This window comes from Peribacillus sp. FW305-BF15 (genome assembly GCF_058783805.1).
In genome coordinates, this window is the sequence record NZ_JBYSYV010000001.1 from 323,219 (window position 1) to 336,716 (window position 13,498).

The window sequence follows — 13,498 nt, forward strand, 5'->3', positions numbered from 1 at the left end:
GAATGTTGCTTTCCATAATATAAAAACCAAGAATGCTTATTTAAAAGCATTCTTGGTCTTGTTAATTTCCGTACTTCATTCGTTTTTCCTTTTCATGACATTCACTTAATATATATCCCGTTCCTATGAAAGCCGTTAATTTACCTTTTTCGATCCTTTCCAATGGATTTCCCTCAATCGGTATTTTTGTAGCTTACCTGTTGCCGTTTTCGGTAAAGACTCTACGAATTCAACTTTTGTCGGTGCTTTAAAGTGAGCCATTTTTGAGCGGCAAAAGGTAATGATCTCATTTTCCGTCACTTTTGCATTTGGCTGCAGCACAATGATTGCCTTAGGCGTTTCTCCCCATTTATCGTCTGGAATGGCAATGACCGCAGCCTCCAAAACATCTGGATGTTTATACAATACCCCTTCTACCTCTGTTGAAGAAATATTTTCCCCGCCGGAAATGATTAAATCCTTAGCCCTGTCTTGTATCTCAATATATCCATCAGGATAGGTAACTGCCAGATCCCCGGTATGAAACCAGCCATCCCTAATTGCTTCGGCCGTCTTTTCCGGATCCTTATAATATCCTTCCATTACAACATTGCCGCGAGTAATGATTTCCCCCAGTTCCTTTCCATCCCAAGCGACTTCTTTCCCTTCTTTATTGACTACCATCGTTTCCCCATTGAAAACCAATTCAATCCCTTGTCTTGCCTTTATTATTGCTTGTTCGTCCGCCGATTTAGCTTCAAACTCATCCTTCCACTCGTTATATAGGATGAATGGGGAAGTTTCTGTTAATCCATATACGTGGATCATATTCAAACCAAGGATATCTTGTGCCTTTTGTATAAGCGCTGCTGCTGGAGGAGCACCTGCCGTTGCCATCCTTGGATGCACTTTGATATTTGTTTCTTTTGCTTTAGGGTCATTTACCAGCATATTTACGACAGTAGGCGCTCCACATAACAATGTAATATTATGACGGGCGAATAATTTGAGGATAAGAGGGGGATCGACTTTCCTTAAACAAACATGAGTCCCGCCAGTAGCCGTTACCGACCATACCCCTCCCCAGCCATTAGCGTGAAACATTGGCAATGTATGTAAGTATACATCGTCATGCTTCACCCCTAGGTGAAAAATGAAATTAGCGGCGTTCATGTAATTCCCGCGATGAGTTAACATGACCCCTTTTGGTTTTGAAGTCGTTCCACTCGTGTAATTTATAGTCAAAAGTTGATTTTCTTCGATTTTAACCTCTGGCAGTCCATCATCATTTGCATGCAAAATGAAATTCTCATAATCTATTCCAGGTAAAGTTGTTTCATATCCTTCAAAAGGCACGATGATGATCTTTTCCAAGGAAAGTTTAGTAATGATCTTTTCGACTGGAGCGGTGAATTCTTCATCGACTATCAACATTTTTGAATCGCTATGCTTGATGATATATTCCAAATCCTCTGCAGCAAGCCTGTAATTCAAAGGGACCATTACCGCTCCCATTTGACAAATGCCATAAAAACATTCCAACATATAATGCGTATTTGGCAACATAACTGCAATATGGTCACCTTTTTCAATTCCCGAAGAATACAAAGCTTTGGAAAGTTGATCTGTTCGCTGCCCGAATTCCTTATATGTAAACTTTTTCTCTTCATCGATGACTGCTACTTTATGAGGATAATATTTTACGGCCCTGCGCTTCCAATCAATTGGGGTTAAAGGGAAAAACATTTTTACCATCTCCTTCTTTCCAGATTCACTATATACAGCACCCTGCTTGGTTCGTCATGATGGATCCTGAGAAAAAACTTCGTATCCTTTTAATACATATTCATTTTCCAGCCGTCATATCTTCTTTAATGGATTTCCATTTAAAGATTTTTGAATGACCTATCCGCTTTACTCAAGGAAATGAAACATCCGAATTTTTTTAATTATTCTGATAATTAATCTCCTAAAAACAGTGAAATTCACTGCTTTAAGAATATAGTGCTTCTTCTTTCTATTATAATGGAAACTATACACGTCAGGAAAATTATATTTTATTATCTATGCATGCCGACAGATGTTCGGTAAGTTTCCCAACGATTTGTTTGAGTCGTTCCGTTTCCTCTTCATTCAGGACGCTATAAAAATCACGAAAGGTTTTGGTAAAACACTTATTGATGGAATGATAGGTACTCCTTCCACTTTCGGTGGATTGGATAAAAACGACCCGCCGATCATCCTCACTGTGTACCCTCTCAATCAACTTCTTCCGTTCAAGCCGATCAATTAGTGCAGTTCCTGCTGCAGGTTTAATCTTCAAATGATTCGAAACATCTTTAACCGCTATGGATTCATTCAAGACTATTAATTGCAATGCGCGATACTGCACAGTAGTTAAATCATATTTAACCAGTAACGGTTCCACCAATTCCTGTGATAGGCTGCTTAATTCCCTGATCTCTAGATGTAAATTATACAATTCACTTGAATGCATGTTTGACAATCCTTTCTTATTGACACTATCTATCTAAAACTATAACATAATTAACGTATCAAAAAATTAACCATGCGAATTAAATTGGTTATTGATTTTTAAAGAGAGAGAGAGGCTGTCCATGTCAGCAGAACAACGCAAAAAGATCATTATCCTCATGATCAATATGTTTATAGCAATAGGAAGTTTCGGGATCATCATCCCCATTTTACCAGCATACCTGGCCTCCATTAATCAAGGCGGAACCGCCGCTGGCCTAATGATTGCCATTTTCGCAGGTGCACAACTTATCTTTTCGCCAATTGCCGGAAAATGGACTGACCAATTCGGGCGCAGAAAAATGATTATTTATGGATTGGTCGGTTTGACATTATCCATGTTCATTTTTTATGCAGTCAATTCCATTTGGTTATTATATGCTTCACGGATCATTGGCGGAATCGGAGCAGCTTTGCTTATACCCGCAATTTTTGCTTATGTTGCCGATATCACCACATTTGATCAACGCGCTAAAGGCAATAGTTTAGTATCTGCCGCCATGTCCCTGGGAATTGTAGTCGGTCCAGGAATTGGAGGTTTTTTAGCTGACTTTGGCTTGAAGTTTCCCTTTTTGATTTCTGCGCTTGTATCCCTATCAGCAGTCGTATTTTCGATTTTTGTTTTAAAAGAAAGCGAAACGGCACAGGTTACTCAATCCATGGATGCAAAAACTGAAACGATGCTTCGGAAGATCACTTTATCCGTGAAAAAGCCTTATTTCATCCCACTCATCATTACGCTTGTAATGAGCTTTGGCTTAATGGCGTATGAATCTGTAATTGGTCTTTATCTTGATAATCAATTCAATTCGACTCCTAAGGACATCGCCGTCATGGTTACAGCCACCGGTATCGTCAGTGTAATAGTTCAATTGTTTGTCGTCGATCGGATCGTACAGCGTTTCGGGGAAGTGAATGTGCTGAATATCTTTATCAGTGTTGCAGCCATCGGTTTCCTCCTATCACTTTTTGCATCAAATTACCTGATTTTCTTTTTGATTTCACTTATCATCTTCCTTTCCACTTCCATCTTACGTCCAGTTCTTAACACACTGATTTCCAAGATGGCAGGGAATGAGCAAGGTTTTGCAATGGGTATGAATAATGCGTATATGAGCATCGGAAATGTGCTTGGACCAACACTTGCGGGAATGATGTATGATGTCCACATTACCTATCCGTTCATGTTGGGTCTTATCCTCTTATTCATTACTTTAATGATTACTATGGCTTGGCAAAAGCGATCTCTTCATGCAAAGGCCTTATCTTAGAGCTTAAATGGCATTTCAAAATTTATTCCTTAACGAATCCCCCGAGTAGCATCCGCTATCCGGGGGTTTTCATTATGATTTTTTTATCCATTCTTCTTTTAATTGAAATCCTCTAAAACAGTTTAATATCGAGTAACACTTCAATCTCTTGAGAACTAGCTCCAATTTCATACGGTAACTTCTCATATTTTTGCGTAACACTCGAATTCACGAGTAAACAGCTTACAACTCATGCGCATCCTCTACAATTTACAAGTATTTGCTCCATTCTTTCCTTAAGTTGAAGCTTTTATCTCACCAAAATAAAAAGCGACCTTATTTTTGGAATAAGGCCGCTTATCATTCAGTTTTCTCATTTCATATTGTTATAAAGGGAAATTAATTTCATTTAATATAAATGGCTTTCTTTCCTTTACTGCTTTCAAAAGCCGCATCAATGATTTTAATGACCGTTAACCCCTCTTGGGCAGTGACTGGAGCTTTTTTCCCGCTCAATATACTATCGGCAACTGCCTGGTAATACGTTAAATAAGAACCATGCAGTGTTTCAATGGTTTCATGTATCTCATTTTCTCCTTCTACCGTAACCAGCTTACCATAAAATTCGGGATCATCTGCACCCCAAGAGTCATCGACTGGTTTTTTCCCCTCACTTAAGTCAGCCTCTTGGCAATCAAGACCGTATTTGATAAATGATCCTTTACTTCCATGCACCTGATACCGCGGTCCATTATACGGAACGATTGAGCCTGAATGCAAGATAACCCTCAGCTTTTCATATCCTAATATCACATGGAAATAATCATCCGTTTCTGCATTTTCTTTTTGGGAAAATACATCTGCCGAAACGAATTGCGGCAATCCAAACAAATGAAGTGCTTGATCGATGAGATGTGATCCTAGATCATAAAGCATGCCTGATCCCGGGCCCGGTTTTTCCCTCCATCTATCCCTGACCACAGGCCGGTATCGATCATAATGGACTTGGTATGTATTGATTTCCCCAAGCACTCCATCATCCATAAGTTTTTTCACAGTCAAAAAGTCATTATCCCATCTCCGGTTATGATAGACACTTAAAACAAGATTCTTTTCCTCGGCAATCTTGATGAGCTCCTCCGCCTCCCAAGCTTCCACAACCATCGGCTTTTCGAGAATGACATGCTTCCCGGCTAACAAGCTTTGCTTGGCCATTTCATAATGCAAACCACTCGGTGTCGTAATAACAGCCAAATCAATGGACGGGTCTTCAAGAATTTCCTCTAAGCTGCCTACCACTTCCACATCTTTCAAATCTTTTTGGACTTTTTCCTTATTGGAGCTCACAACTTTCACTATTTGAAACTGCTCTAAAACACTAAGTAATGGCGCGTGGAAAGTAGCTCCTGACAATCCGTACCCAACTATGCCCACTTTAATTTTTCTCATTTTCAATCCCACTCGCTTTCTTGTTCCTCTTAAACAAACATTTTATTATATTTCATTGTCCGGGTATGTATCTCTCAAAAACTTGACAGATTGATTAATCAATTCTTTCAATACATTAATATTGATATCTGCCACTTTATTGATGTACACACACGCTTTTCCGGAAGTGTGTTTTCCAAATACCTGTAACAATTCTTCTCTTTTTTTGTCCCCTGGAGCAAAGTATAAACTGATTTTTGCTTTTCGAGGTGAAAAGCCTACCAGTGGGGCATCGCCTTCGTGACCGGATTCATATTTATAATGATAGGTTCCGAACCCAATTATGCTAGGTCCCCACATCTTTGCCTCATAACCTGTCGTTTCGGTAAAAACATTCAACAATTCGTAGGCATCTTCACGTTTTTTCGGATTATCGACGTTTTCGATGAACTCAATGACACTACTGTCCGTCTCATTGGTTTTTTGTTTATACATGACCGGAACCTCCCTTATATTAAAAGGCAGAAAAAATTCATAAGATATCGCTTGCTCTGTATCTTAATACCCTATACAATCGTGTTTTTAGGTTGTTATGTATGTATACAGCCTTCATCACCGATGTATCAATGATTGGCGGACGAGCTCCTTTACTATTTCTCTATGCTTCATGGCAAATCCTTCATTCAATACCCTAATATATTATAGAACATTGATTCGTTTTATTCTATTTTAAGAGCAAGTTTATTAAGTAAATCTTTCGCGCTTTAAAAATCAGTACTTTACCATAATAATCTCTACGATCAGAAATTATTATTCTGATCGTAGATTTTTTTATTAAAAGGCAAACTGCAGTTTTACCAGATCTATTGCCGCCTGATCTTATCTATTTCATCAGCTATGAATTGCACCTGTGTCCCTACGATGACTTGAATGCTTTGGGGACCCACAATATTGATTCCGGCAACCCCTGCTGATTTGATTTTATTCTGATCGACAGCTCCCATATTTTCCACTTCCACCCTTAATCGGGTAACACAATTATCTACAGATGTTACGTTAGCGTCTCCGCCTAATCCCTCATATATAGCGGAAGCCATTCCAAAGAATTTACTCTCATTATTCCCGCCTTGACCGCTGTCTGCTACCGCAATCGCTCCTCCGCCATCAAGCTCATCTTCTGTATCATCTTCTCTGCCGGGAGTCATTAAATTGAACCTAGTTATCAAGAATCGGAATAAGAAATAGTAGATGACTGCAAAAGCCAGTCCTTGAAGAAGCAGCATATAAGGTTCATTTGCCATTGGCAATCTTGAGCTTAAAACAAAGTCAATGAATCCTGCACTAAAACCGAACCCTGCTGTCCATTGGAAAGTCGCAGCAATAGCCAACGATATTCCTGTTAATAAGGCATGCACAACGAATAGGGCTGGTGCAACAAACATGAAAGCAAATTCCAAAGGTTCAGTAACGCCTGTGAAAAATGAAGCGAAGCCAGCTGCGAGCATTAATGAGGCCACTTGTTTTTTCTTCCGTGATTTTGCCGAATGGTACATGGCAAGAGCCGCTGCCGGTAAACCGAACATCATGACGGGAAAGAAGCCGGCTTGATACATGCCTGTGGTTCCTTTTATTCCCGTTCCAGCCCAGAATTTACCGATATCGTTAAGACCGATTACATCGAACCAGAATACGGAGTTTAACGCATGATGTAAACCAGTTGGTATCAAAAGCCGATTGAAGAACCCATAGAGTCCTGCTCCAGCGGCACCTAATTCACTTATTCCTTCCCCAAATATAACTAACCAGGAGTAGATGAGTGGCCATACGAAGAATAATATTAGGGAAACCAGTAACATGGCAACCGCAGTAAGGATCGGAACAAGGCGTTTACCGCTAAAGAAAGCGAATGCATCCGGCAGTTCTACCTTACTGAACCGATTAAACATAGCTGCCGCTATAAGACCCGAGAGGATTCCGACAAATGCATTTTCTATTTTCAGAAACGCTGGATTTACATCTTTTACATCGATTCCTTGCAGCATCGCCACCGAGTCCGTGGAAAGCAATGTCGTTACGACTAGATAGGCTACCAGCCCGCTCAAAGCGGCAGCTCCATCTTTTCCTTTCGACATCCCCAACGCCACACCAACGGCAAACAAGATAGCCATATTGTCAATGATCGAAGAACCTGCTTTGATTAAGAAAGCCGCTAACGGACTTCCCGCTCCCCATCCTGCTGGATCTATCCAGTAACCGATCCCCATTAAAATGGCGGCTGCCGGCAATACGGCTACTGGCAGCATCAAGGAACGCCCTATTTTTTGAAGATATTTTTTCATTCCGCTTTCCTCCTGACAATTACTGATTTAGGGCAAACCCCATATTCTATTAGACAACGGTTCCTTCCATTTTAGAACTTCATTTCATTTATAAATTTGACTATATTCAGGAATAAAGTCTTAGCGATTTACTCCTCCTTCGAAAGCCCATAAAAAAAGAAAAGTCCAACCCGGACTTTTCTTTTTTCACTTATTTATAGAGCAAGTAATTTTTGCGAACCTTTTTAAAGGCATCCTGCTTTACTTGATATTCTTTCAAGATTTCATTTACTGTTGAACCTTCTTTAATTCTAGACATTATCCAGCCATTGCCAATCAATAAATTGAAATTGTTGGCTGCAAGGAATTCGAAATCATCGGGATATAGATCCTGAATGGTCTTGATGATGTGAAGTCCAGTAGGGACAGCCTTGAACTCTTCTCTATCCGTTATATAAATTTCCACTCCGTGGCTAAGTTTACCTGCATGTTTTGAAAATGTAGGTGTAAAGGACGCTGCCCTGAATTTTACACCGGGTAACCTTAATGCATTTAATTCCCCAGCAAGCTCATCACCGTTTATATAAGGAGCACCTATCAACTCGAATGGTTTGGTCGTTCCTCTGCCTTCCGAGACATTCGTTCCCTCGATCAAGCCTGTAGCCGGATATACGAAAGTAGTGGAAACTGCCGGCATATTCGGTGACGGCAAGACAAAAGGGAGACCAGTATCGTCATAATCCATATCTCGCTTCCAGCCTTTCATCTTGATGACCTTGAGATCTGCTCCAATTTTAAATTCCTTATTGAACAAAGTCGCGAGTTCCCCAACCGTCATCCCATGCTTAAGCGGGATTGGATACAACCCAACAAACGATGAGAATTCAGGTTCAAGGACCGGCCCATCTACCGACTCTCCGCCTTGTGGGTTCGGCCGATCCAGCACGATAAAGGGGATATCATTTTCTTTGGATGCTTCCATTGCATAAGCCATCGTGTAGATATAAGTGTAATAGCGTGTTCCGACATCCTGGATATCAAAAACAAGGACCTCAACATCCTTTAACATTTCAGGTGTCGGTTTTTTCGTTTTACCATATAAACTATAAACGGGCAATCCTGTTTTTTCATCAATATAATATTCAACGCTTGCACCAGCTTGCGCATCTCCACGCACTCCATGTTCAGGACCAAATAAAGCCGTTAAATGAATATCCGGATCATCATGAAGGAGATCGACGATGCTGGTTAATTTAGAGTCGATGCCAGTTGGATTCGTAATCAAGCCGACTTTCTTTCCGCTTAAAACGTTCTTTTCTTCTTTTAAAAGAACTTCAATACCAGGACTGACCTTTTGTTTTTTCTTCTCTTTAACAGCAGTTACACTTTTTGAGGAAACGATGCCGAAACAAAGCATGCAAATGGCAAATAGGATTATCATTCTTTTCAAATTGCTTCTCTCCTTAATTTTTAATGGGTCTTCCAGATTTAATATCTAATCCATATCCATATTTATAAAGGCTTTCAGAGGGCTTAGTTACTGAAGGTATATCGACCGGCAACGTGCCTTTTGGTCTTGATTCTCCAAAAATGGTCGAGATGCCTGCCGGGATATTCGGCTGTCTATAACGCCCATTCGAATACCCTTTAAACCCGTAAACAGCAAGAATCGCCTTTGCTTCTTCAAAGTTTGCAACATCATAAGGGTTTCTTAAACTCATTAAAACAAATTCTTTGTCTTTTTTCTTGGCATGATTCATGACCGCTCTAGGGAAGGCTGTTGCCCACTTCGACGAATCTTGAATGCTGTCATCTATCACTCCATCATTGACAGCCGGATCGTTTTTGACAATATAGGAACCAGTTATGACAAAATCCGATTCATCAATGAGTCTGGCCACTTGATCTGTAAATGACTTTCCTGAAAAACTCATACCCGTTATTTGGACTTTCTTTATTTTCTTTTTATCAGCTAATTCGCTGATGCTCCTGGACATGGATTCAACTTGGTCATCAAAAGGAGCAAGAATTAAAACTTTATCATTTTTCTTAGGTTTGAAAGGCAATGTTTTGTGTTTATTTTTCAATAGAGTGATGGCATCTTCCGCCATTTCCCTTTCTTTTTTCAAATGATCTTCCTTACCGACCACTTGAAGCGCGGTTTCGATTTTTTTATCTATCGGAGTATCTTCCGGGTTTAATATCCCTCTTTTCACTTTTAGTTCAAGTATCCTCGTTACAGATTGATTGACTTGATTTAGAGGAATTTCCCCGCTTGCCACTGCTACCTTCACTGCATTGAATACAGAGGTTAGATTCTTTTCCATTTGAAGCGAATTAACCTGTGCCGGCATCAAAGCAATATCAACACCAGATTTCAGGGCAAGGACCACAGCTTCTTCCTGTCCGAAGTTGTCCGCGATGGCTTTCATATTCAAAGCATCTGTAACCACAACACCGTCAAATCCCATTTCTTCACGTAATAGACCCGTGATGACCTTTTGTGACAGCGTTGCAGGAACCATAATTTCTTGACCGTCTTTTTTACTGATATAGGTAGTGTCATCGAATGCAGGAAATTGAACATGTGCAGTCATCATCATATCAACTCCAGCATCGATGGCTCTTTGGAAAGGAAGCAGCTCGATGGAGCGCAAACGCTCTTTATCATGAGAAACAAGGGGAAGACCATAATGACTGTCGACTGCTGTATCTCCATGGCCAGGGAAATGCTTGGTCGTCGCTATCATGTTCTGATTTTGCAATCCTTTTATCATCTGAATGCCAAGCTTTGATACAAGTTCCGGATCGGAACTGAAGGATCGAACGCCAATAACAGGATTTCCGGGATTATTATTGACATCGACAGACGGTCCGAAATTGACATTTATGCCAAGTGACGACAGTTCCTTGCCAATAATTTCTCCGGATTGATATGCGTAACTCTCTTGTCTGGCTGCACCAAGTGCCATATTACCAGGAAGGTTCGTTCCAGTTTGAAGGCGAGTTACGATTCCACCTTCCTGATCAATCGTTATGAACAGCGGAAGGTCCGGGCTTGCCATCTGTAAACCATCGGTGAGCCGAACCGTTTGTTCGGTATCGACTACATTCTCAGCAAACAGAATCACACCGCCCAGATGATATTTTTCGATGATGCTTGCAACTTCCGAGTTCATTTCAATAAATCCGGTCGCCTTTGTTTCTCCTTGTTTTTGCCAATTACGAAAATCCGGCATGAGCATTTGACCGACTTTTTCATCGATTGTCATGTTTTCTACGATTTCCTGTATATCTGAAACCGTTTTTTCATTCTCGTATCCCTTTGCCGTCGCATTCCCTCCCATAATGGACAAAACCAAACATAATGCGATTCCAGCTGGGGCACATATCCTTTTTATCATTCAGGCTTCCTCCCTTGTATTCTTTTTAGTTCTGTTAGCAACAATTCCAAACCACTGCCATGAAGGGGTAAAAATGAATGGAAATGAACTATAGATATCCTATAAAGAAATCAAGGCAGCATCGGGAATCTCAGCAGCCGCCTCTTTAAAAAGCCTTCATGAAATGTATCCATTTATCCCTGGATTCTTTGAGTCCAATTGTTTACTCAATTATAAGTTTTATTGTTTGACCAGGCTTTAGAAGGGACAGCAAGGGAATATCTTCTTCTATAACTCTTCCTATAACGTTGACTCGGTGGTCTGCCCCTAGGTCTCTTTTGCAAATCTGAACCTCTCCCCGATACCTTCCATAAGCATCATTGTCCATCGTTATGGATCCAAGGCTTCGTGCAGCTGTATTACTCGGCTCAACATTTGCGGTGACACGGGTATTCTGCAGCCGGAAAACATCTTGAGAAACATCTGGCCTCAATTTATACTGACCGCTTTGCAAAAGTCGGGATTCCATTCTAATAGTTAGAATGTTCAGATTTTCATACGCAGTTAGATTCTCAAGCAAATTACCCTCCGTTCCCTGATCTCCAACGTAAACTCCTTCCACATGCTGGATCAGCTCAATTCCGGCGGCGTAAGGATTCATCAACCTGTGTTTTTCAAGCGTTGGAAGACCCTCATGAAGAGGACCGCGTTTACTTCCTGCACCCGGGATGAAAGCAAAGATCGGTATGCCGTATTTCTTGAACATTCTATTTTGTTCATGAAAGAACTCTTCTTCAAGGCCCGTTTCAGGCCTTGGATAAAAGTTGTGCCAAGCTATGAGACTTTCCGGTTCCACTCCGCCCCCAAGCACGGCTAAAAGTTCATCCTCATTCAACGTACTTGCATTTAGTGAGAGTGAAAACACCTTAGATAAAGATATGATCGTTTCTTTATCGAACTCATCATCAAGGCGAATCCCTTTAATACCTAATGGCCATAAATCCGTAAATTTGTTAATCCCCAAATGATCAAGCGTATTTAATGAGACATCTGCATGGATTTCCATTCCATAGTCCTCTGCAAGCTTTAAAAGCCTGATCATCCTCTTCACGAGGTCCCCCTTTTCTTCAGGAATATGGAGCGAGGTAAATGCTCTCTTCACTCCCAGGTTAGCAGCATGTATAATTTGTGTTTCTGCAAGCGGGTCCTGTAGATAAAAAGAAATTCCGATCACTTAAATTCAACCGCCATTTCATCTTTAAATCCGAACAGATACGTAAAAATAAACCCTGCTATATAGGAAATGAACAACCCAGCAAGGAACAGGGCGATTTGGTTTGGATGAACTAGAAAGGTAAGCGGCAGTCCGGAAACTCCGATGGAAGACGTGGCGATCCCGAATTGAGCTTGGAATGCTCCGCCTACTCCTGCACCTAAACATGCAGTTAAGAAGGGCCGGCCCAATGGCAGGGTCACTCCAAATATAAGGGGTTCACCAATACCTAGCATTCCTGAAGGAAGCCCTCCTCCGATAGCCCTCTTCAAACTTGCTTTCTTCGTTTTCATATAGATGGCAAATGCCGCTCCCACTTGGCCCGCGCCACCCATCGCCAAAATAGGAAGCAGTGGATCATCACCAATCGAATTTATCAATTCTAGATGGACAGGCGTTAAACCTTGATGTAAACCAGTAATGACGAGAGGGAGGAAGGCCGCCCCAAGCACGAATCCAGCTACAACACCGCCGAAATCCAATACATTCAATAACCCATTCGTAATGGCATCCGATAAAAACCCTCCTACCGGCATAAATACAATGTAAGTGACAATCCCGGTAATGAGTAAAGCGATGGTTGGCGTCAAAATGATATCCAGTGATTGAGGAATGAATTTCCTGACCTGTTTTTCCACCAAGGCTATGAAAATAGCTGCAAAGAGTACTCCGATCAACCCACCGCGGCCAGGGAGCAAATTTTCACCGAACAATGAAATGTCGCCGACGGCCGGATTTATGACCAAGATACCAGCAAGGGCACCAAGTGCAGGTGATCCGCCGTATTCTTTTGCAGCATTGGTCCCTACCAAAATCCCCAAGTAGGCAAACAGACCGGATCCGATAACGGTTAAAATGATGGCTAATTGTGATTCTGCTGCGAGCCAGCCCGCTTGAACGATTGCCTTTGTAATACCGGTAATCAAACCTGATGCCACTAAGGCGGGAATTAAAGGGATGAAAATACTTGCAATCCTGCGTAAAAAAAGTCTAAACGGTTTTGCGTTTTTCCTATCAATCTCTGATTTATTCTTCGAGGCCACTTCTTTTAAGTTCAAATCTCCAGAAGCTTCCCCCAGATGCTTTTCAAATTCTGTATGAACCTTGTTCACCACGCCTGGCCCGAGAACGATTTGTATCGTTTCCTCTTCAATGACGCCAAAAACGCCTTCCGTATTTTTTATATCTTCCATTTTTACTTTCGAACGATCGATTGGCAATACCCTCAGTCTCGTCATACAATGTGCAGCATCGGCAACATTAGATGCCCCACCTAATTTCCCCAATAACTCTTCTGCTAAACTGGCGTACTTATCCCCCTTACCCATTCAT

10 protein-coding genes are annotated in these 13,498 nt (G+C 41.2%); 1 reads left to right on the plus strand and 9 read right to left on the minus strand.

From position 1 onward, the window contains the following. Positions 1-135: 135 nt before the first annotated feature. Both AC3WLU_RS01480 and AC3WLU_RS01485 read right to left on the minus strand, forming a co-directional pair. Entirely contained in the window at positions 136-1,725 is a 1,590-nt protein-coding gene (locus tag AC3WLU_RS01480) for a long-chain-fatty-acid--CoA ligase (RefSeq protein ID WP_492596653.1), read from the minus strand. A gap of 304 nt (positions 1,726-2,029) precedes the next feature. Beyond that, positions 2,030-2,476 (minus strand): MarR family winged helix-turn-helix transcriptional regulator, encoded by a 447-nt coding sequence (locus AC3WLU_RS01485; RefSeq protein ID WP_057277783.1) that lies wholly within the window; start codon positions 2,474-2,476, stop codon positions 2,030-2,032. A 121-nt stretch (positions 2,477-2,597) separates the two neighbouring features. Here AC3WLU_RS01485 and AC3WLU_RS01490 point away from each other — a divergent pair, with 121 nt between their 5' ends. After that, positions 2,598-3,785, plus strand: a complete 1,188-nt coding sequence (locus tag AC3WLU_RS01490) for an MFS transporter (protein ID WP_057277784.1) — start codon at positions 2,598-2,600, stop codon at positions 3,783-3,785. Positions 3,786-4,169: 384 nt separating this feature from the next. Here AC3WLU_RS01490 and AC3WLU_RS01495 read toward each other — a convergent pair whose 3' ends face one another. From AC3WLU_RS01495 to AC3WLU_RS01525, 7 genes are all read right to left on the minus strand, one after another. Then, a complete protein-coding gene (locus AC3WLU_RS01495) occupies positions 4,170-5,213 on the minus strand; it encodes an oxidoreductase (RefSeq protein WP_098865616.1) in 1,044 nt (347 codons plus the stop codon). 45 nt (positions 5,214-5,258) lie between these two features. Next, entirely contained in the window at positions 5,259-5,687 is a 429-nt protein-coding gene (locus AC3WLU_RS01500) for a DUF1801 domain-containing protein (RefSeq protein ID WP_145505793.1), read from the minus strand. A gap of 368 nt (positions 5,688-6,055) precedes the next feature. Beyond that, positions 6,056-7,531 (minus strand): N-acetylglucosamine-specific PTS transporter subunit IIBC, encoded by a 1,476-nt coding sequence (gene nagE / locus AC3WLU_RS01505; RefSeq protein ID WP_492596654.1) that lies wholly within the window; start codon positions 7,529-7,531, stop codon positions 6,056-6,058. A 190-nt stretch (positions 7,532-7,721) separates the two neighbouring features. Next, complete coding sequence (locus AC3WLU_RS01510) at positions 7,722-8,927, minus strand: exo-beta-N-acetylmuramidase NamZ family protein (RefSeq protein WP_492596669.1); 1,206 nt, start codon at positions 8,925-8,927, stop codon at positions 7,722-7,724. 46 nt (positions 8,928-8,973) lie between these two features. Then, the gene (locus AC3WLU_RS01515) at positions 8,974-10,914 is read right to left on the minus strand and encodes a glycoside hydrolase family 3 protein (protein ID WP_492596655.1); all 1,941 of its coding nucleotides are present in this window, start codon (positions 10,912-10,914) and stop codon (positions 8,974-8,976) included. A 202-nt stretch (positions 10,915-11,116) separates the two neighbouring features. Further along, positions 11,117-12,127 carry a MupG family TIM beta-alpha barrel fold protein gene (locus AC3WLU_RS01520; RefSeq protein ID WP_413002820.1) on the minus strand — a complete coding sequence of 337 codons (1,011 nt, stop codon included), beginning with the start codon at positions 12,125-12,127 and terminating at the stop codon, positions 11,117-11,119. Continuing rightward, the gene (locus tag AC3WLU_RS01525; RefSeq protein WP_413002818.1) at positions 12,124-13,494 is read right to left on the minus strand and encodes a PTS transporter subunit EIIC; all 1,371 of its coding nucleotides are present in this window, start codon (positions 13,492-13,494) and stop codon (positions 12,124-12,126) included. Before AC3WLU_RS01525 ends, AC3WLU_RS01520 begins: the two co-directional genes overlap by 4 nt. Positions 13,495-13,498: the final 4 nt, after the last annotated feature.